Source organism: Atlantibacter subterraneus (genome assembly GCF_007570865.1).
Classification (GTDB): Bacteria; Pseudomonadota; Gammaproteobacteria; order Enterobacterales; family Enterobacteriaceae; genus Atlantibacter; species Atlantibacter subterraneus.
Genome location: NZ_VLPS01000007.1, coordinates 307,903 through 328,207, shown reverse-complemented (window position 1 = coordinate 328,207; position 20,305 = coordinate 307,903). Strand labels below are relative to the sequence as shown.

The 20,305-nt window shown below is 56.1% G+C and carries 21 protein-coding genes; 8 read left to right on the top strand and 13 right to left on the bottom strand.

Translation table 11 applies throughout. The features are described 5' to 3' along the window. Positions 1 to 233 precede the first annotated feature (233 nt). Positions 234 to 806 (bottom strand): D-glycero-beta-D-manno-heptose 1,7-bisphosphate 7-phosphatase, encoded by a 573-nt coding sequence (gene gmhB, locus FND52_RS14840; protein ID WP_144131565.1) that lies wholly within the window; start codon positions 804 to 806, stop codon positions 234 to 236. A 189-nt stretch (positions 807 to 995) separates the two neighbouring features. Here gmhB and metN point away from each other — a divergent pair, with 189 nt between their 5' ends. From metN to proS, 6 genes are all read left to right on the top strand, one after another. Further along, a complete protein-coding gene (metN, locus tag FND52_RS14835; RefSeq protein WP_144131563.1) occupies positions 996 to 2,027 on the top strand; it encodes a methionine ABC transporter ATP-binding protein MetN in 1,032 nt (343 codons plus the stop codon). Further along, the gene (locus tag FND52_RS14830) at positions 2,020 to 2,673 is read left to right on the top strand and encodes a methionine ABC transporter permease MetI (RefSeq protein WP_002437008.1); all 654 of its coding nucleotides are present in this window, start codon (positions 2,020 to 2,022) and stop codon (positions 2,671 to 2,673) included. The genes metN and FND52_RS14830 overlap by 8 nt, the downstream gene beginning before the upstream one ends. Positions 2,674 to 2,705: 32 nt before the next feature. After that, on the top strand, positions 2,706 to 3,521 hold the full coding sequence (metQ, locus tag FND52_RS14825) for a methionine ABC transporter substrate-binding lipoprotein MetQ (protein ID WP_125293580.1): 816 nt from the start codon (positions 2,706 to 2,708) through the stop codon (positions 3,519 to 3,521). Positions 3,522 to 3,636: 115 nt separating this feature from the next. Continuing rightward, entirely contained in the window at positions 3,637 to 4,041 is a 405-nt protein-coding gene (gene rcsF / locus FND52_RS14820) for an Rcs stress response system protein RcsF (RefSeq protein WP_125293581.1), read from the top strand. Next, positions 4,038 to 4,745 (top strand): tRNA (N6-threonylcarbamoyladenosine(37)-N6)-methyltransferase TrmO, encoded by a 708-nt coding sequence (gene tsaA / locus FND52_RS14815; protein WP_144131561.1) that lies wholly within the window; start codon positions 4,038 to 4,040, stop codon positions 4,743 to 4,745. The genes rcsF and tsaA overlap by 4 nt, the downstream gene beginning before the upstream one ends. A gap of 106 nt (positions 4,746 to 4,851) precedes the next feature. Further along, positions 4,852 to 6,570, top strand: coding sequence for a proline--tRNA ligase (gene proS / locus FND52_RS14810; protein WP_125293583.1), 1,719 nt, complete (start codon positions 4,852 to 4,854; stop codon positions 6,568 to 6,570). A 41-nt stretch (positions 6,571 to 6,611) separates the two neighbouring features. Here proS and nlpE read toward each other — a convergent pair whose 3' ends face one another. The 3 genes from nlpE to FND52_RS14795 are packed head-to-tail and all read right to left on the bottom strand — an operon-like array spanning position 6,612 to position 8,308. Further along, complete coding sequence (nlpE, locus tag FND52_RS14805; protein ID WP_144131559.1) at positions 6,612 to 7,310, bottom strand: envelope stress response activation lipoprotein NlpE; 699 nt, start codon at positions 7,308 to 7,310, stop codon at positions 6,612 to 6,614. A gap of 33 nt (positions 7,311 to 7,343) precedes the next feature. Next, positions 7,344 to 7,766, bottom strand: a complete 423-nt coding sequence (gene arfB, locus FND52_RS14800; protein WP_125293585.1) for an alternative ribosome rescue aminoacyl-tRNA hydrolase ArfB — start codon at positions 7,764 to 7,766, stop codon at positions 7,344 to 7,346. Beyond that, the gene (locus FND52_RS14795) at positions 7,763 to 8,308 is read right to left on the bottom strand and encodes a YaeQ family protein (protein ID WP_144131557.1); all 546 of its coding nucleotides are present in this window, start codon (positions 8,306 to 8,308) and stop codon (positions 7,763 to 7,765) included. The genes arfB and FND52_RS14795 overlap by 4 nt, the downstream gene beginning before the upstream one ends. Before the next feature lie 213 nt (positions 8,309 to 8,521). Between FND52_RS14795 and FND52_RS14790 the strand changes: the two genes are divergently transcribed. Both FND52_RS14790 and rof read left to right on the top strand, forming a co-directional pair. Then, a complete protein-coding gene (locus FND52_RS14790) occupies positions 8,522 to 8,722 on the top strand; it encodes a YaeP family protein (RefSeq protein ID WP_125293587.1) in 201 nt (66 codons plus the stop codon). Then, positions 8,709 to 8,969, top strand: coding sequence for a Rho-binding antiterminator (gene rof, locus FND52_RS14785; RefSeq protein WP_125293588.1), 261 nt, complete (start codon positions 8,709 to 8,711; stop codon positions 8,967 to 8,969). Before FND52_RS14790 ends, rof begins: the two co-directional genes overlap by 14 nt. Before the next feature lie 44 nt (positions 8,970 to 9,013). Here the strand turns inward: rof and FND52_RS14780 are convergent, their stop codons facing one another. The 9 genes from FND52_RS14780 to lpxA all read right to left on the bottom strand — a co-directional run bounded on the left by FND52_RS14780 (position 9,014) and on the right by lpxA (position 20,304). Beyond that, positions 9,014 to 9,328, bottom strand: coding sequence for a c-type cytochrome (locus tag FND52_RS14780; RefSeq protein WP_408938957.1), 315 nt, complete (start codon positions 9,326 to 9,328; stop codon positions 9,014 to 9,016). 2 nt (positions 9,329 to 9,330) lie between these two features. Continuing rightward, complete coding sequence (gene tilS / locus FND52_RS14775; RefSeq protein ID WP_144131555.1) at positions 9,331 to 10,614, bottom strand: tRNA lysidine(34) synthetase TilS; 1,284 nt, start codon at positions 10,612 to 10,614, stop codon at positions 9,331 to 9,333. After that, on the bottom strand, positions 10,611 to 11,000 hold the full coding sequence (locus FND52_RS14770; RefSeq protein WP_144131553.1) for a VOC family protein: 390 nt from the start codon (positions 10,998 to 11,000) through the stop codon (positions 10,611 to 10,613). The genes tilS and FND52_RS14770 overlap by 4 nt, the downstream gene beginning before the upstream one ends. 36 nt (positions 11,001 to 11,036) lie before the next feature. After that, complete coding sequence (locus FND52_RS14765; protein ID WP_144131581.1) at positions 11,037 to 13,172, bottom strand: lysine decarboxylase LdcC; 2,136 nt, start codon at positions 13,170 to 13,172, stop codon at positions 11,037 to 11,039. Between the two features lie 116 nt (positions 13,173 to 13,288). Next, the gene (gene accA, locus FND52_RS14760) at positions 13,289 to 14,248 is read right to left on the bottom strand and encodes an acetyl-CoA carboxylase carboxyl transferase subunit alpha (protein WP_125293592.1); all 960 of its coding nucleotides are present in this window, start codon (positions 14,246 to 14,248) and stop codon (positions 13,289 to 13,291) included. A 12-nt stretch (positions 14,249 to 14,260) separates the two neighbouring features. Then, positions 14,261 to 17,743, bottom strand: a complete 3,483-nt coding sequence (gene dnaE, locus FND52_RS14755) for a DNA polymerase III subunit alpha (protein ID WP_144131551.1) — start codon at positions 17,741 to 17,743, stop codon at positions 14,261 to 14,263. A 31-nt stretch (positions 17,744 to 17,774) separates the two neighbouring features. Next, positions 17,775 to 18,371, bottom strand: coding sequence for a ribonuclease HII (gene rnhB / locus FND52_RS14750; RefSeq protein WP_144131549.1), 597 nt, complete (start codon positions 18,369 to 18,371; stop codon positions 17,775 to 17,777). After that, positions 18,368 to 19,516, bottom strand: a complete 1,149-nt coding sequence (lpxB, locus tag FND52_RS14745; RefSeq protein WP_144131547.1) for a lipid-A-disaccharide synthase — start codon at positions 19,514 to 19,516, stop codon at positions 18,368 to 18,370. The genes rnhB and lpxB overlap by 4 nt, the downstream gene beginning before the upstream one ends. Then, on the bottom strand, positions 19,516 to 20,304 hold the full coding sequence (gene lpxA, locus FND52_RS14740) for an acyl-ACP--UDP-N-acetylglucosamine O-acyltransferase (RefSeq protein ID WP_125293596.1): 789 nt from the start codon (positions 20,302 to 20,304) through the stop codon (positions 19,516 to 19,518). Before lpxA ends, lpxB begins: the two co-directional genes overlap by 1 nt. Position 20,305: the final 1 nt, after the last annotated feature.

Below are 20,305 nucleotides of genomic sequence, written 5' to 3'. Positions count from 1 at the left end.
GAGCAGTGCCGCTTCGCTTTTTCTCAGCGGCGCGGGGTGCGTATATTACGACTTCCCGCTTCAGAGTCAAGCGTTAATTTTCGCTTTTCTCCGCCGAACTCCCCGGAGGGACTTCGCTGTCCGGCCGGCTTATTTGCCGTTGTTCCGTGTCAGTGGTGGCGCATTATAGGGAGTAATCAGAATCTGACAAGCCTATTTTTAAAAATAATTTCTGACTGCTCACCTTTTAATCACTACGCCGTTTTTTGCCGCGTTTTGATGGCTTCCGGCAGCTTCGCAAGGCTATCCACCACCCAATCCGCTGCTTTTTCCGCTTCTTCGGTCACCGGTTTACCAGAACGCACCAGCACTTTAGTACCCACGCCAGCCGCCTGTGCCGCCTGCATATCTTCAAGTTTGTCGCCGATCATATAAGAAGCAGCCATATCAATGTGCAGATAGTCACGCGCAGAGATCAGCATCCCCGGCTGCGGTTTGCGGCAATCACAGCTCTGGCGAAATTCGTCAACTGCCCCTTCCGGATGGTGCGGGCAATAATAGATGCCATCCAGATCAACACCGCGATCGGCCAGCGACCAGTCCATCCACTCCGTCAGGGTTTCAAATTGGGCTTCGGTAAATTTACCGCGCGCGATGCCAGACTGGTTAGTCACCAGCACCAGCGCGAAGCCCATCTCTTTTAATTCGCGCATCGCGTCGATCACGCCATCGATAAATTCGAACTGGTCAATCTCATGGACATAGCCGTGATCGACATTAATAGTGCCGTCACGGTCGAGGAAAATAGCGGGCATCGATTTAGCCACCGGTAGAACTCCTGCATATAAAGTAATGCGCGTAGTATCGCATGTTTCTTTCTGTGAGAAACAACTCATCATGCACAGCAGATTGATTTAGACGTCTGGATGCCTTAACATCCATTTCATGTACGGTCATCCGCCGTATCTGGCAAGACAAAATGCCACGGCTCACTCTCATACGATAATAAATAGCTAATGATCAAACTTTCGAATATCACCAAAGTGTTCCAGCAAGGGAACCGCACCATTCAGGCGTTGAATAACGTCAGTCTGGACGTTCCCGCCGGGCAAATTTATGGCGTGATTGGCGCCTCCGGCGCAGGCAAAAGTACGCTGATTCGCTGCGTGAACTTACTTGAGCGCCCCACTCAGGGCAGCGTTCTGGTTGATGGACAAGATTTAACGGCGCTTTCCGAGTCGCAATTGACCAAAGCCCGCCGCCAGATTGGCATGATTTTCCAGCACTTTAATTTGCTCTCTTCCCGTACCGTTTACGGCAACGTTGCGCTGCCGTTAGAACTGGATAACGTTCCGCGTGAAGAAGTTAAGCGCCGCGTCACTGAACTGTTGGATCTGGTTGGTCTGTCTGAGAAGCACGATGTCTATCCGGCTAACCTGTCTGGCGGTCAAAAGCAGCGTGTCGCCATTGCCCGCGCGCTGGCCAGCAACCCGAAGGTATTGTTGTGCGATGAAGCCACCAGCGCGCTGGATCCGGCGACCACCCGTTCTATCCTCGAACTGCTGAAAGACATCAACCGTCGCCTTGGTTTAACCATTCTGTTGATTACGCATGAAATGGATGTGGTGAAGCGCATCTGCGATTGCGTCGCCGTGATCAGCAACGGCGAGCTGATTGAGCAGGATACGGTGAGCGAAGTGTTTTCCCATCCGAAGACGCCGCTGGCTCAGCAGTTTATTCAGTCCACCCTGCATCTGGATATTCCGGAAGATTACGCTCAGCGTTTGCAGCCTATCGCGCAGGCAGATTCGGTGCCGCTGCTGCGTCTGGAGTTTACCGGCCAGTCGGTGGATGCGCCGCTGCTGTCCGAAACCGCGCGTCGTTACAACGTCAATAACAACATTATTAGCGCCCAGATGGATTACGCCGGCGGCGTGAAGTTCGGGATCATGCTGGCTGAAATGCACGGCACGTCCGAAGAGACGCAGGCGGCTATCGCGTATTTGCAACAACATCATGTAAAAGTAGAGGTTCTGGGTTATGTCTGAAGCAATGATGTGGTTGCTGGTTCGCGGCGTCTGGGAAACGCTGGCGATGACCTTCGTTTCCGGCTTCTTCGGCTTTGTGCTGGGCCTGCCGGCAGGCGTACTGCTGTATGTCACCCGTCCGGGTCAGATTAATGAGAATGCCAGCGTTTATCGCGTGCTGTCCGCGCTGGTGAATATCTTCCGCTCCATCCCATTTATTATTTTACTGGTGTGGATGATTCCGTTTACCCGCGCCATTGTTGGCACGTCTATCGGCCTGCAGGCGGCGATTGTTCCGCTGACGGTCGGCGCTGCGCCGTTTATCGCCCGTATGGTAGAAAACGCCCTGCTGGAAATCCCGTCGGGGCTGATCGAAGCGTCGCGCGCGATGGGTGCCACGCCGATGCAGATTGTTCGCAAGGTACTGTTGCCGGAAGCGTTGCCGGGTCTGGTTAACGCCGCCACCATTACGCTGATTACCCTGGTCGGCTACTCCGCCATGGGCGGCGCGGTAGGCGCGGGCGGTCTGGGACAGATCGGCTATCAGTACGGTTATATCGGTTATAACGCCACGGTGATGAATACAGTATTAGTATTACTGGTCGTTCTGGTGTATCTCATTCAAATCTCCGGCGATCGTATCGTCCGGGCTGTCACGCATAAGTAACGAACACAACATCAAAAGAGTAAGGAATCGCTATGTCTTTCAAATTAAAAACTTTCGCAGCAGTAGGCGCGTTGATTGGTTCTCTGGCGCTGGTTGGCTGTGGTCAGGAAGAAAAAGATCCTAACCACATTAAAGTAGGCGTGATTGTCGGTGCGGAGCAGCAGGTGGCTGAAGTCGCTCAGAAAGTCGCGAAAGAGAAATACGGTCTGGACGTTGAGCTGGTGACCTTCAACGATTACGTTCTGCCGAACGAAGCGCTGAACAAAGGCGATATCGACGCTAACGCCTTCCAGCACAAACCGTACCTCGATCAGCAGATCAAAGACCGTGGTTATAAACTGGTTTCCGTTGGCAATACCTTCGTTTACCCAATTGCCGGCTACTCCAAAAAAATCAAATCGCTGGATGAGCTGCAGGAAGGCGCACAGATCGCAGTGCCTAACGACCCGACTAACCTGGGCCGTTCCCTGCTGCTGCTGCAGAAAGTGGGTCTGATTAAACTGAAAGACGGCGTGGGCCTGCTGCCGACCGTACTGGACGTGACTGAGAACCCGAAAAACCTGAAGATTGTTGAGCTGGAAGCACCGCAGCTGCCGCGTTCCCTGGACGATGCGCAGATTGCCCTGGCCGTTATCAACACCACCTACGCCAGCCAGATCAACCTGACGCCGGCTAAAGACGGCATCTTCGTGGAAGATAAAGACTCCCCGTACGTGAACCTGATCGTGACTCGCGAAGACAACAAAGACGCGGAAAACGTGAAGAAATTCGTTCAGGCTTACCAGTCTGATGAAGTAAACGAAGCCGCGAACAAAACCTTTAACGGCGGCGCGGTTAAAGGCTGGTAATTCGTTTCTTCAATAAGAACGACATAAATATTCAGGACGGGCGCACGCCCGTCTTGTTATTTGTGCAGGCACCTGATTCAATAACCTACGATTTAATTATGATTGAGGATAAATTATGCGTGCTTTACCGATCTGTTTGCTGGCACTCATGGTGAGCGGCTGTTCAATGATAAGCAGATCCCCTGTTGAACCTGTCAAAAGCACGGCAGCCCCGGCAAAAGTCGAGCCCGCGAAGCCGCAGGCCCCGCGCCCTGCCCCCGTCAGAATTTATACTAACGCGGAAGATCTGGTCGGCAAGCCGTTCCGTGATTTAGGTGAAGTTAGTGGCGAATCATGCCAGGCATCGAATCAGGATTCACCGCCGAATATCCCAACCGCACGCAAACGCATGCAAATTAATGCATCAAAAATGAAAGCCAATGCCGTATTGCTGCACAGTTGTGAAGTGACCAGCGGTACGCCGGGTTGCTACCGCCAGGCCGTTTGCGTGGGTTCAGCGTTAAAAGTCTCTGCCAAATGAGTCAGTTCTGCCTCGAGCAGATAGGCGTTATCCGTTCGCCCTATAAAGAAAAATTCGCAGTCCCCCGCCAGCCTGGTCTTGTCACCAGCGGGGGCGGCGAGCTGCATCTTCTCTCCCCTTACAACAACCCTGACGCGGTGCGTGGTCTGGAAGCGTTCAGCCATATCTGGGTAGTGTTTATTTTTCATCAAACCATGGAAGGCGGCTGGCATCCTACCGTGCGCCCTCCCCGGCTTGGCGGCAATGCGCGGATGGGCGTATTCGCGACCCGTTCCACTTTCCGCCCTAATCCGGTCGGTATGTCGCTGGTTTCGCTGGAAGGGATCCGCTGCCATAAAGATGAGGTGATACTGCAATTAGGCGGACTGGATCTGGTGGACGGCACCCCGGTCATTGATATCAAACCCTATCTGCCGTTCGCCGAAGCGCTGCCGGATGCCCGTGCAGGCTACGCCCAACAGGCACCCGACGCCGCGATGGCGGTCTCTTTTACCGATGACGTGCAATATCGAATCCGCCAACTTGATGCGCGCTATCCTCGCCTGGAACAGTTTATCCGTGAAGTGCTGGCTCAGGATCCGCGTCCGGCCTATCGCAAAACGGAAGATCCCGGTAAAACCTACGCCGTCTGGCTGCTGGATTTCAACGTGCGCTGGCGCGTAACCGATACGGGTTGCGAAGTGTTTGCACTCGAAGCGCGTTAATTTCGCACCCTTCTCTTTTGGCAATCCGGCCTCGCTGGTAAACTAATTCACTTTACTTAAGTCAGGCCATTTGCCTGTATCTGAACCATCTAATGGAATCGTAATAATGCGTACTAGCCAATATATGCTCTCCACTCTGAAGGAGACACCCGCCGACGCCGAGGTTATCAGCCATCAGCTGATGCTGCGCGCCGGGATGATCCGCAAGCTCGCCTCCGGGTTATATACCTGGCTGCCGACTGGCCTGCGCGTCCTGAAAAAAGTCGAAAACATCGTGCGTGAAGAGATGAATAACGCCGGTGCTATCGAGGTGTTGATGCCAGTGGTTCAGCCAGCAGACCTGTGGGAAGAGAGCGGGCGTTGGGAGCAGTACGGCCCGGAATTATTACGTTTAGTCGACCGCGGGGACCGTCCGTTCGTCCTTGGCCCGACGCATGAAGAAGTCATCACCGATCTGATCCGTAACGAACTGAGCTCGTATAAACAGCTGCCGCTCAACTTCTTCCAGATCCAGACCAAATTCCGTGATGAAGTTCGTCCGCGTTTCGGCGTAATGCGTTCGCGCGAATTTATCATGAAAGACGCTTACTCTTTCCATACCTCTCAGGAATCCCTGCAGGCGACTTATGACGCCATGTACGAGGCGTACAGCAAAATCTTTACCCGTATGGGGCTGGATTTCCGTCCGGTTCAGGCGGATACCGGCTCCATCGGCGGCAGCGCCTCGCACGAGTTCCAGGTGCTGGCACAGAGCGGCGAAGATGACATCATTTTCTCTGACACTTCCGATTACGCCGCCAATATCGAACTGGCTGAAGCCGTTGCGCCGAAAGCGCCGCGCGCGCCAGCGACCCAGGAAATGCATCTGGTCGATACGCCGAACGCGAAAACCATCGCCGAGCTGGTTGAGCAACATAACCTGCCGATCGAGAAAACGGTGAAAACCCTGCTGGTGAAATCCGTTGAAGGCAGCGCTTATCCGCTGGTGGCGCTGTTAGTGCGTGGCGACCATGAGCTGAATGAAGTTAAAGCAGAGAAGCTGGCCCAGGTAGCAAGCCCGCTGACGTTCGCAACCGAAGCGGAAATCCGCGCGGTGGTCAATGCAGGTCCTGGCTCACTCGGCCCGGTGAATATGCCGATCCCGGTGGTTATCGACCGTTCCGTGGCTGCGATGAGCGATTTCGCTGCGGGTGCCAATATCGATGGCAAACACTACTTCGGCATCAACTGGGATCGCGATGTGGCTACGCCGGAAGTGGCGGATATCCGCAACGTGGTGGCAGGCGATCCGAGCCCGGACGGCCAGGGTACGCTGCTGATCAAGCGCGGTATCGAAGTGGGCCATATTTTCCAGTTAGGCACCAAATATTCTGAAGCGCTGAAAGCCTCCGTTCAGGGCGAAGATGGCCGCAACCAGACGCTGACCATGGGCTGCTACGGCATCGGGGTAACCCGCGTAGTGGCTGCTGCGATTGAACAGCACCACGACGAGCGCGGCATCGTATGGCCGGACGCCATCGCGCCGTTCCAGGTAGCGATCCTGCCGATGAACATGCACAAATCTTTCCGCGTTCAGGAACTGGCCGAGAAACTCTATAGCGAGCTGCGCGCGCACGGTATCGACGTGCTGATGGACGATCGTAAAGAGCGCCCGGGCGTGATGTTTGCGGATATGGAGCTGATCGGTATCCCGCACACCGTGGTGATTGGCGACCGCAACCTCGACAGCGACGAGATCGAATATAAGTATCGTCGTGAAGGCGAGAAGAAAATGATCAAGACCGGTGAGATTGTGGATTACCTGGTCAGCCAGATTAAGAAGTAAACCTGACGCCCTGCACCCGCAGGGCGTTTTTTTAGCGGCGATTACTCATCGCAATCCGCACCAGGCTTGAACGCGCCAGCGTTATCCGCCACCAGCGTTTTCTGCATTGCCCCGCTATCCGGATTCGCCTGCAACACGAAATGCGCTTCGATATGCAGCAATACCGGTTTCATTTCCCCTTGCTGCGCGGCAGCAAATCCCCGCTCCAGCTGCGCGTTGTTCACTACCGGGAAGCGTTTACCGGTGACACAGTCGGTGAACACCGCCGCATCGGCCATATAGAAATACATGCCTTTCATCGCCATTGGCGTGGCGGGCAGCGCGGCGGTAGAGGGCTTAAGGGTGTAGTTCAACTGCGACTCAATGGGATTGCCCTCGCGGTCGAGCATCTCGAGATTTTCACCCTTCACGCGAAAATAGAGCTTTTCACCGTCGGTATCGGTGAGCACCAGCCTGTCAGCGGTCCGCGCCCATTTCCCCCACGATGCAAACTGGGTCGGCTGCGGCGCGCCCTGATAACGCTGGTTCATCACCCAGGTACCGTCTTTCTCCAGAAACAGTGACGTGTCGATGCCTTCGCAGTCGGCGCAGGGCAGCAGGCCGCGAAAGCTTTGCTGCATCGCTTTGGCTTCCAGCGGCTGGACGGCCTGTAGTGGCTGGCTCTCGCTGCGGTTATTACAGCCAATCAGTAAAAATACCCCGCAGGCGATGGCAGCGGAGATAAGTGGACTTTTTGACATCATATCCCTGATTTTCATTGTTCTTTGCCTCAGTTAGTCTGACGTGCGGCGGATTTTGGCGCGTAGCGCTTTGGTGGTAGATTTTTGCGCTTTCGACGTCAGGCGTCTCTCTTTTGACGCACGTGTGGGTCTTGTTGCTTTTCGATGCTTTTGTTCAGCAGTAAGTTCCCGTACCAGTGCAATAAAGCGAGCAAGCGCCGCTTCGCGATTCATTTCCTGGCTGCGGTACTCCTGCGCTTTGATGATGACGATCCCTTCCGCGGTAATTAAATGGTGGCTGGCCGCCAGCAGACGCATTTTATAACTTTCCGGCAGGCTGGAAGCGGCAATATCGAAGCGCAAATGGATCGCCGTCGAGGCCTTATTCACATGCTGCCCGCCTGCGCCCTGGGCGCGTATAGCGCTGAAGGTCACTTCATCATCGGGTATAGAAACGGTACGCGAAAAAACAATCATTCGGACTGATGCCAGTTATCCAGGGTAATTTCCAGATTATTCTCACCTTCCGACAGCCAGATCAGCCCATCCTGTAGCGTGGCCTGTATCACCATGCTGCGCGACGCCAGGGCGCTCAGCTTCGCCAGCTGCGCGTCATCCAGATACCAGATGGTCAGATTATCGTAAGTGCGAAACTTACTCTGGTTCTGCTGCCGCCAGATGTCAGCTGCCCGGCTGTTGTAGGTAAACAGCGCCACCTGGGCCGCCTGGCTACAGGCTTTCTTCAGGCGGCGCTCATCCGGCAGGCCGAGCTCGATCCACAAATCAATGCCCAGATAGTCGTTGCGCAGCCACAGTTCCGGCTCCTCTTCCGCGCTGAGCCCACGGGTAAACTGTAGCCGCTCGTCGGCGTATTTGATCCACGCCAGCAGGCGCAGCATCAAACGCTCTTCGGTTTCCGACGGATGGCGCGCCAGCGTCAGGTTGGCGTCCAGAAACTGGTTTCTGTCCATGTCGGCAACATTCACGGTTGCTTTATAAATCGTTGCTTTTAAAGCCATAGGTCCCCCGAAAGACAATCGGCGGCTATTGTAGCGAAATTAGCGCGCCCGCGCCTGCCTCACCCGCCGCTTCGAACAGAATTCCCTGCTATGACTGTTAATGCCGCCAGAGCGAGTATGGTATAGTCACCTTGCTAAACAGAGTTAATATTCGTAGGCTTAGACTTGCATCCCACGATTCAGTCTGTAGTCAGGACTCTGACAGGAGGGCATGTGGAAAAGTATTGTGAGTTAATACGCAAGCGATACGCCGAGATCGCCAGCGGCGACCTGGGGTACGTCCCCGACGCGCTGGGTTGCGTATTGAAAGTATTGAATGAAATGGCCTCAGATGAAGCCCTTTCTGAGTCGGTCCGGGAAAAGGCGGCCTATGCCGCCGCGAACTTACTGGTGAGCGATTATGTCAATGAATGAAACTTATCAACCCATCAATTGTGATGACTATGACAATCTCGAACTCGCCTGCCAGCATCACCTGGTATTAACGCTGGAATTGAAGAGTGGGGAAGTACTGAAGGCGCAAGCCAACGATCTGGTTTCTCGTAAAAACGTCGAATATTTGATCATCGATGAAGCCGGCACCTCACGCGAAGTTCGTCTCGACAAAATCGCCAGCTTCAGCCATCCGGAAATTGGTACCGTGGTGGTTAGCGAAGGCTAGCGAACAACCAAAACAACGAGGGCAGCCGGATGGCTGCCCTTTTTTTATGGCTTCTGGCTGGCGTAGTACGCCGCCAGGTTATCGATATCTTCATCGGATAACCCGCTGACATAGGCTTTCATCACTTCCGCCTGGCCGCCGCTGCGCTCGCCTTTTTTATACGCGTGCAGGGAGTGTGCCAGATACTCCTCATGTTGCCCCGCCAGGTTCGGATACAGCGGGACCGAGACATTGCCCGTCGCGCCATGGCAGGAAACGCACATCATCGCTTTTTGCTCGCCCGCTTTCGGGTCACCTTTGGCTAAAACCGGCAGGCTACAGGCCAGTAAGCCCACTAAAACCGCACTACGCATCGTCATTGTTATTCTCCTTTCTGCCAGTCGATATGCCAGCATGCATGATCCTGAGCCTGCCCCTGACGCGTAACGAAGATGCCTGGAGCGGCAATTAATTGCTCACCGTAAAACAGCAGCGGCGTGGTATCCCGTCGCCAGGGCGGCACGGACAGCTCCTGCCACAGTTTCTTAAGGCTTCGGCTGCGCTCGCGTCCGACGATCTGCCAGTTGCCTGGCGCATGAAAGCGCACCGAAACCTGTTCATCCTGCTCTGGAGCCCGGACAGCATAGCCTGTCTGCGCCACGCGTAATATCCCTAATTCGAGTGGGAGCTTTAATGGCGCATAGGGCGGTAGCCAGGCAAGCACCTGTTTTCCCGGCGCGGCCTGGCGTGTGATCCACCACAGCTGCCCCTGATAGCGCCGCACGTCATGCGCACCGATTTGCAGGCGCGGCGCGGCATCCTCCCGGCTTAACGCCACTTCCTGCCAGATCCGCTCCAGCATGGCGCGCGACGGCGGCGGCGCATCCAGTTGAGTGAGCCAGCGGCGCAGTAGCGCATTGCGGCGGATTTGGCTCACTTCCTGCAAAGGCGCAATCGTCAGGCTGCCTTCCGGCGTCATCAGCGACGCCAGTTCATCGGCTAACAGCTCATCAAGCAGCGCTTCCTGTTCGCCGCACAGCGCCGCGCTGCGGGCTACGCTGCGGGCAAAGTGCGGCCAGCGGGCCTGAAGCAGCGGCAAAATGCGCAGGCGCAGGAAGTTACGATCGTAGCGATCGTCCTGATTACTGTCGTCATCGATCCACTCCAGCTGGTGCGCGTGGGCATAGGCTTCAAGCGCTTCACGAGACGTATTTAAAAGTGGGCGAACCAGGACGTTATCACCGAACGGCAGGGTTTCTGGCATCGCCGCCAGGCCTGCAGGCCCGCTGCCGCGCTTGAGGGCCAGCAGCACCGTTTCGCACTGATCGTCGAGATGTTGTGCGGTGACCAGCACCTCGTCCGGCTGGATAATCTGCGCAAAGGCGGCATAGCGCGCGGAACGGGCCTGGGCCTCAATCCCCGAGCCATCGTTTGGCAACGTAACGCGAATAACCTCCAGCGGCACCGCCCAGCGCTCGCAAATTGCCTGGCAGTGCGTCACCCACTCATCAGCAAAGGCGCTAATACCGTGATGAATATGCACCGCCCGCAGTTGGACATCATGCTGTTGGCGCAGATCCGCCAGCTGGTGCAGCAGCACGGTGGAGTCCAGCCCGCCGCTGAACGCCACCAGCACTTTGCGATAGTGACTATCCCAGTGGATCATCCCTCATACAGCTCCAGCGGCAATCCATCGGGATCGTTAAAAAAGGTGAAGCGCTTGTCGGTGTAAGGATCGACGCGGATCGGCTCGCAGGGGACGCCCTGCTGTTCCAGATGCGCCACCGCCTTATCCAGATTTGCAACGCTGAACGCCAAATGGCGCAGCCCGCAGGCTTCCGGGCGGCTTGGCCGCTCGGGGGGGAACGGGAACGAAAACAGTTCGATGACGTATTGCCCGTTCAGCGCCAAATCCCCTTTCCAGGAATCCCGCGCTTCGCGATAGGTTTCGAACTGGAGGGTGAAACCCAAAATATCGCAGTAAAATGCCTTACTGCGCGCATAGTCGGTCGCGATAATAGCGATGTGATGAACCCTGGTTAAATCCAGCATAATGTCTCCTTGTCGGCGTTCTGGCTGCGCGCCTCGCTACTGTTTTAAAACTCTGACCCGGTAAATGCCGTCTTCGCCGAGCTTCGCGCCGTGAATATCGGTTTCGAAACCGGGATAGTGACGGCCAATCGAGCACAGCATCAGCAGGAAATCGAGCACCGCGCGGCTTTCCTGCGTTACCCGCTCGCCGGGCATCACCAGCGGTACGCCGGGAGGATACGGCAGGATCATGTTGGCGGAAACCCGATTAATCAGATTATCCAGCTCTACGGTTTCGATATTGCCTTTCACCTGCTGCTGATACATCTGGTGCGGCGTAAGCTGCATTTCTGGCAGTACGTCGAACGCCTTGAGCATTAGCTGCGGCAGATCGTGCTGTTTGATCAGCCGATGGATGCCCTGCGCCAGATCCTGAATGCGCATATTGCGGTAAAAGTCCGGATCTTCCGCATACAGATCCGGCAGCATGTTTTTCACCCGCAGATTCAAATCGTAGGCGCGCTTAAATTCCATCAGCCCACGCAGCAGCCCCATAGCGCGGGTTTTGTCGATGCCGATGCTAAACAGAAACAGCAGATTGTACGGGCCGGTTTTCTCCACCACCACGCCGCGCTCATCGAGAAACTTCGCCACCAGCGCAGCAGGAATGCCCTCTTCCGCCATATTGCCGTGTTCGTCCATGCCCGGCGTCAGGATGGTGACTTTCACCGGGTCGAGGAACATATGGTTTTCATCGGCATGGGTAAAACCGTGCCAGTCTTCGCCGGGAGCAATCGGCCAGCAGTCCGCTTCTTCAATCGCTTCGGGCTGCCAGATATCGTAAAACCAGCCGTCGGCCTCTTCACGCAGCCGCTGGACTTCTTTACGGAAATGCAGCGCACGCTCAACCGATCGATTGATCAGGCGCTTGCCCGGATTGCCGCGCAGCATCGCCGCCGCGGTTTCAATGGAGGCCACCAGCGGATAGCTCGGCGACGTGGTGGTATGCATCATATAGGCTTCGTTGAAAGTTTCTTCGTCGTAGTCGCCTTTAATATGGATCAGCGCAGCCTGGGAAAAGGCCGCCAGCATTTTGTGGGTCGACTGGGTTTCGAAGATCACTTTGCCCGGCGTGCGCTCGCCGCTCATGCCGCCCTTGCCGCTATAGATAGGATGAAAATGGGTATAGGGCACCCAGGCGGAGTCAAAATGAATCGACGGCACGTCGAGAGTCTGTTTGATCCAGTTGGTGTTATACAGCAGGCCATCGTAGGTGGAGTTGGTGATCACCGCGTGAACCGGCCACTGGGCGTCAGGGGTCTCACGCACTTTTTGGGCGATAGATTCGCTGGAAAATTCCCGCTTCGGAATGCCGCCAAGAATGCCCAGCGCGTTACGCGTCGGCTTCATCCACAGCGGGACAATGTCGCTCATCATCAGCAGATGGGTCAGCGATTTATGGCAGTTGCGATCCACCAGCATGGTGCTGCCGGACGGCGCGGCGTACATGCCGACGATTTTATTCGAGGTGGAGGTGCCGTTGGTCACCATATAGCTTTGCTCAGCGCCAAAGGTACGGGCCACGTACTCTTCGGCCTCCAGATGCGGACCGGTGTGATCGAGCAGCGACCCCAGTTCGGTCACCGAAATCGACACATCGGATTTCAGCGTGTTGCCGCCAAAGAAATCGTAAAACAGGCAGCCCACCGGGCTTTTTTGGTAAGCGGTCCCGGCCATATGCCCCGGAGTGCAGAAAGTATATTTCCCCTCATGGACGTATTTGAACAGCGCCCGGGTAAACGGCGGCGTGATGTTATCGATGTATTCATCAGTGTACTGGCGGATACGCTGGCCAATATCCTCAGCGGCACCCAGGCCATATTCAAAGAACCAAATCGCCATGCGCATCTCATGCGCGCTGACGTCCATCGTTGAGTGGGTATTGATAAAGGCGTACAGCGGCAGATATTCATTAAGCTGATTAATATCGCTGCACAACTCGATACCGTGCTCGTCCCAGTCGAAAACCACGCCGCAAATGCGCGGGTTATGTTCAATCAGCTTGAGGAGATCGAGATTGTTCTTCGGCCAGATTAACTGGAAGCCCTGCCCTTGCAGCGCCTGTTCCAGTTCCTGCATCGGCTCATCTTTATAAAAGACCCCTTGCGGCCCCATGATGGCAATAATATTCAACACTCACCTCCTGGCAAAAATTCAGCCTTAAGCATAGTTTACGCATCCTGCCCGCCGGACGGCGAATAAAAAAAGGGCCGCTTACGCGACCCTTTTCAGAATGTGTGACTCGCCAATCAGGCGTAGCCGTAGCTCATCAGACGCTGATAACGACGATCCAGCAGTTCGTCTTTGCTCAGTACGTCGAGATCCGCCAGATCCGCCAGCAGCTGCGCTTTGAGGGATTCAGCCATCACTTCCGGATTGCGGTGCGCGCCGCCCAGCGGCTCCGGGATCACGGTATCGATCAGCTTCAGCTCTTTCAGACGCGGCGCGATAATGCCCATCGCATCGGCGGCAATCGGCGCTTTGTCGGCGCTTTTCCACAGAATAGACGCGCAGCCTTCCGGCGAAATTACCGAATAGGTGCTGTATTGCAGCATGTTGACTTTGTCGCCCACGCCAATCGCCAGCGCGCCACCAGAACCGCCTTCACCGATCACGGTGCAGATAACCGGCACTTTCAGGCGTGACATTTCACGCAGGTTGCGGGCGATAGCCTCGGACTGGCCGCGCTCTTCCGCACCCACGCCCGGATACGCGCCCGGGGTGTCGATGAAGGTGATAATCGGCATATTAAACCGTTCAGCCATTTCCATCAGACGCAGCGCTTTGCGGTAGCCTTCCGGTGCCGGCATACCAAAGTTACGACGGATCTTCTCTTTGGTTTCGCGGCCTTTCTGATGGCCAATAACCATCACCGGGCGATCGTCGAGACGCGCAATACCGCCGACGATGGCTTTATCATCCGCATAGGCGCGGTCGCCAGCCAGTTCGTCGAAATCGTCGAAAGCTAAACGCAGATAATCGAGGGTATACGGACGCTGTGGATGGCGCGCCAGCTGCGCAACCTGCCATGCCCCCAGGTCGGCGAAGATTTTACGCGTCAGTTCTACGCTTTTTTCACGCAGACGATGCACTTCTTCGTCGATGTTAATATCCAGTTTTTCATCCTGACGGCTTACCGCGGTCAGGGAATCGATTTTCGCTTCCAGCTCGGCAATCGGCTGTTCGAAATCAAGGAAATTCAGACTCATAATATTCCTGTATTAGTCAAACTCCAGTTCCACCTGCTCCGAACCTATCAGGCCACGCAGATCGTTAAGTAAACGATCGCTCGGAGAGACACGCCACGTTGCGCCAAAACGCAACCTCGCGCGCGCATCCGCCCTCTGATAGTAGAGATGTACTGGAATGGTTCCCGAACGATGGGGTTCCAGAGACTGACGGAGTCGGTTTAAAAGCTGGTCATCAATTTGCCTGTCCGTCAGCGAGATAGCAAGCCCACGCGCATACTTTTCGCGGGCGTCTGCAATGTCCATCACTTCGCGAGCGGTCATTTTAAGGCCTCCGCTGAAGTCATCAAAGCTGACCTGTCCGCTGACGATTAGGATCCGGTCTTGTTCCAGCAGATGCTGGTATTTCTCCAGCGCATCGGTGAATAACATCACCTCAAGACGCCCGGAGCGGTCATCCAGGGTACAGATGCCGATACGATTGCCGCGCTTGGTGACCATAACCCGCGAAGCAATCACAAGCCCCGCAGCCGTGATAACTTTACAACGCTCTGTCGGGTGCATATCTTTGAGACGCATGCCGCCGACATAGCGTTCGATCTCTTTCAGGTACTGGTTGATGGGGTGCCCTGTGAGGTATAGCCCCAGGGTTTCCCGCTCGCCGTCCAGTACGGTCTGCTCAGGCCATGGCTGGCAGTTGGCGTAGGATTTTTCAATCTGTTCCGGCTCTTCCGCCAGCACGCCAAACATATCCGCCTGGCCGATAGCTTCGGCTCTCGCGTGCTGATCCGCTGCTTTAAGCGCATCGCCCAGCGAGTTCATCAGCGCGGCGCGGTGCGGGCCAAGGCGATCGAACGCCCCGGACATGATCAGCTTTTCCAGGACCCGACGGTTAAGCTTTTTGGTGTCGGTGCGCGCGCAGAGATCAAACAGCTCGCGGAAATAACCGTCTTTATTACGCGCCTCGATGATGGCCTCAATCGGCCCCTCGCCCACGCCTTTAATCGCGCCGATGCCGTAAACAATCTCCCCGTCATCGTTGACGTGGAAATGATACAGCCCGGAGTTAATGTCCGGCGGCAGGATTTTTAGCCCCATGCGCCAGCACTCATCCACCAGCCCGACCACTTTGTCGGTGTTATCCATATCCGCCGTCATTACCGCCGCCATAAACTCCGCCGGGTAATGCGCCTTCAGCCAAAGCGTTTGGTAGGATACCAGAGCATAGGCCGCCGAGTGCGATTTGTTAAATCCATAACCCGCGAATTTCTCCACCAGGTCGAAGATTTTCATCGCCAGTTCGCCGTCGACGCCGTTATTTTTCGCGCCCTCTTCAAACACCGAACGCTGTTTGGCCATCTCTTCAGGCTTCTTTTTACCCATAGCGCGACGCAGCATATCCGCGCCGCCAAGGGTATAGCCCGAGAGCACCTGGGCAATCTGCATCACCTGTTCCTGATACAGGATGATGCCATAGGTCGGCTCCAGTACCGGTTTCAGGCTCTCATGCTGCCACTGGATATCCGGATAGGAGATCGCTTCACGGCCATGTTTACGGTCGATAAAGTTATCTACCATGCCCGACTGCAGCGGCCCCGGGCGGAACAGCGCCACCAGTGCGATCATGTCTTCGAAGCAGTCCGGCTGCAGGCGTTTAATCAGATCCTTCATGCCGCGCGATTCAAGCTGGAATACCGCAGTGGTTTCCGAGCGTTGCAGCATGTCGAAGCTTTTTTTGTCATCCAGCGGGATGGCGGCGATGTCGATGGGCTCCAGACCCTGCTTCGCCCGGCGCGGGTTGATCATCTTCAACGCCCAGTCGATGATGGTCAGCGTGCGCAGCCCCAGGAAGTCGAACTTCACCAGGCCCGCGTATTCCACGTCGTTTTTATCAAACTGGGTAACCGGGTGCTGGCCCATTTCATCGCAGTACAGCGGGGCGAAGTCGGTAATTTTGGTCGGCGCGATTACCACGCCGCCCGCGTGCTTACCGGCGTTACGGGTCACCCCTTCCAGTTTGCGCGCCATGTCGATCAGCGCCCGGACCTCTTCGTCGGCTTCATAGATTTCTGGCAGCTGTGGTTCGGCTTCAAATGCCTTCGCCAGGGTCATGCCCGGATCGGGCGGCACCAGCTTGGAAATGCGGTCAACGAAGCCGTACGGGTGGCCCAGCACACGGCCCACGTCGCGGATCACCGCTTTTGCGGCCATGGTTCCGAAAGTAATGATCTGCGAAACCGCTTCGCGCCCGTACATTTCCGCCACGTGATCGATAACCCGATCGCGCTTCTCCATGCAGAAGTCGACGTCGAAGTCGGGCATCGAGACACGCTCCGGGTTCAGGAAACGTTCGAACAGCAGGTCGAATTCCAGCGGATCGAGGTCGGTAATTTTCAGGGCATAGGCTACCAGCGAACCTGCGCCGGAGCCACGGCCTGGGCCTACCGGCACGCCGTTATCTTTCGACCACTGGATAAACTCCATCACGATCAGGAAGTAGCCCGGGAAACCCATCTGGTTGATCACCTGGAGTTCAATATCCAGACGCTCATCGTATTCCGGTCGGCGCTTCGCCCGTTCTTCCGGGTCCGGGAACAGAAACTCCAGGCGCTCTTCCAGACCCTCTTTTGACTTCGCCACCAGGAAATCCTCGGTGGTCATATCGCCGGTGGGGAACTGCGGCAGGAAATACTCGCCGAGGCGCACCGTCACGTTACAGCGGCGGGCAATCTCAACGCTGTTTTCCAGCGCTTCCGGAATATCCGCGAACAGCTCGCACATCTCCTCTTCGCTGCGCATATATTGCTGCGTCGAGTAGTTGCGCGGGCGCTTAGGATCGTCGAGAGTAAAACCGTCGTGAATGGCGACGCGGATTTCGTGGGCATCAAAATCACCGGCATCGATAAAACGCACGTCGTTAGTGGCGACAACCGGCACGCCCTTCTCTTCCGCCAGCGCGACGGCGGCGTGCAGATAACGCTCTTCATCGGTGCGCCCGGTGCGGATCAGCTCCAGATAAAACCGGTCGGCAAAATGCTGCTGGTAGAAGCTCAGGCACTGATCCACCAGCGCCATATTGCCGCGCAGCAAACTTTTACCAACGTCGCCATTGCGCGCGCCAGAGAGCAGGATCAAGCCGTGATTAAGCTCCGCCAGCCATTCGATATCGATAAACGGCCCTGCGGCCCCATACCCGCGCTGGTAGGCGCGGGAAATGAGCAGCGTAAGATTCTGGTAGCCGTCGTTGTTGGCGGCCAGCACGGTAATTTCGTTCAGCTCGTCGCCCATAATCGGGTTATGAACGTTAAAATCCGCGCCGATAATCGGCTTCATGCCCGCGCCGTGTGCGCCCCCGTAAAACTTAACCAGACCACACAGGTTGGTGAAGTCGGTGATCGCCAGCGCAGGCATCCCCAGCGAGGCCGCCTTTTTTACCAGCGGTCCCGTCTTGGCAAGCCCATCGATCATGGAATAGTCACTGTGCACCCGCAGGTGCACAAAACGAGGTTCAGCCATCTCAGTATCCGAATAACGTTGTGCGTGGTGCTTAAGACACCAGATTGAGAGCGCGTCTCACCGGCGCGAAACTGCGGCGGTGATGTTCTGTCGCGCCGTGCTCAGCCAGCCTTTCCAGATGGAAGACGGTAGGGTAGCCCTTGTGTTGAGCAAAACCGTATTGCGGGAAGCTGATGTCCAGCGCCGCCATTTCCGCATCGCGCGTAACTTTGGCAAGTATTGATGCTGCGCTGATTTCCGCCACCCGGCTATCGCCCTTGACCACCGCCATGGACGGCATCGGCAATTGCGGGCAGCGGTTTCCGTCGATCAGCACATATTCCGGCGTCACCGATAGCCCGGCAACCGCGCGCTGCATCGCCAGCATGGTGGCGTGCAGAATATTCAGCTCGTCGATTTCGTGCGGCTCCGCCCGCCCCAGGCTCCAGCACAGCGCTTTTTCAGTGATTTCATCAAATAGTGCCAGGCGGCGTTTTTCCGATAATTTTTTTGAATCGGCAAGACCAGGGATGGGACGGCTGGGATCTAAAATCACCGCCGCCGTGACCACTGCGCCCACCAGCGGGCCGCGGCCCACTTCATCCACACCCGCCACAAGTTGGGTATGCGGATAGATAAATTCGATCATTGCGCTAACTCCAGTACCGCATCCGCCGCCTGCTCGTCGGCATTGCAGCGAATTTGCTGATGCAGCTGGCGGAAGGTTTCATGCATCTGTTCGCTCTTCGCGCCACGATCTAACAGCGGCAGCAATGCGGCGTACAGGTTCTGCGGGGTGCATTCATCCTGAAGCAGTTCTTTAACCAGTTCGCGCCGCGCCAGCAGATTGGGCAGCGAGACATAATCAGTTTTGACCAGGCGCTTCGCCAGCCAGAAAGTGAACGGTTTCATGCGATAGCCGACCACCATCGGGCACTTCGCCAGCATACACTCCAGCGCGGCGGTGCCCGACGCCAGCAGCGCGGCATCGCTGGCGATCATCGCTTCGCGCCCCATGCCATCCAGCAGGTGGATGTGCATGTCCGGCGCGACATCCTGCTTAATCTTTTCAAACTGCTCGCGACGCTTCGCATTTACCAGCGGCACCACCACCTGCAAATCGGGGAAGCGTTCGCGCAACAGCAGCGCGGTTTTCAGGAAATCGGCGCTAAGCATTTCGACTTCCGCACCGCGGCTACCGGGTAACAAAGCCAGGCAGTGAGCATCTTCCGGGATGCCGAGCGTGGCTCTGGCCGCTTGTTTATCCGGGTCCAGCGGCATCGCATCGGCCATAGTGTGGCCGATAAACCGACACGGGACATTGAATCGATCGTAAAACGCTTTTTCGAAAGGCAGAAACGCCAGCACCAGGTCGGTGGCTCTGCCGATTTTGAAAACCCGTTTTTGACGCCACGCCCACACTGACGGGCTGACGTAATGAATGGTTTTAATACCCTGTTTTTTCAGGTTGCCTTCGAGGGTAATGTTGAAATCCGGCGCATCAATGCCGACAAACACGTCCGGCTTAAGCTCGTTGAAACGGCGGATGAGATCGGCACGAATATGCAGCAGGCGACGCAGGCGGCCCAGCACTTCAACCACGCCCATCACGGCCAGCTCTTCCATTTCGTACCAGGCTTCGCAGCCTTCTGCCTGCATACGCGGCCCGGCGACGCCCACGAAGCGTGCGTCCGGAATACGCGCTTTTAACGCGCGGATCAGGCCAGCACCAAGAATATCGCCGGAGGTTTCTCCGGCGACGAGGGCAATCGTTAAGGGTCGTTTTACAGCCATTAACGAATCAGACCGCGCGTGGAACGTTCAAAGAACTCGGTAAACGCCTGCACTTCGGGATATTGTTCCGCCAGCGCAGCGATTTCCGGTTTTGCTTCATCCAGCGTTTTACCACTGCGGTACAGCAGTTTATACGCGTTGCGGATCGCGGTGATCGCTTCACGGCTAAAGCCGCGGCGCTTCAGCCCTTCGATGTTGACGCCAAACGGCGTCGCGTGGTTACCCTGGGCAATCACATACGGCGGGACGTCCTGGGCGACGCCAGAGCATCCGCCGACCATTACGTGGGCACCAATGATGCAGAACTGATGAACTGCGGTCATACCGCCGATAATGGCGAAGTCGCCCAACGATACGTGCCCGGCCAGCGTCGCGTTGTTGGCCAGGATGCAGCGGTCGCCCACTGTGCAATCATGCGCTACGTGCGCGTTGATCATCAGCAGGTTATCGCTACCTACCTTCGTCAGGCCGCCGCCTTGCTCGGTTCCACGATGAATAGTGACGCTTTCGCGGATGCGGTTACGGTCGCCGATCTCCACACGGGTTGGTTCACCAGCGTATTTTAGATCCTGGTTTACTTCGCCAATGGATGCGAACTGATAGATCTCATTATCACGACCAATTTTGGTATGGCCGTTAACGACGACATGAGACTTCAGAACAGTACCTTCACCGATCTCAACGTGTGGACCGACGATACAAAACGGACCAATATGAACGTTAGCACCAATAATGGCACCGTCTTCCACAATGGCAGAGGGATGAACAAAGGCAGTTTTATCAATCACG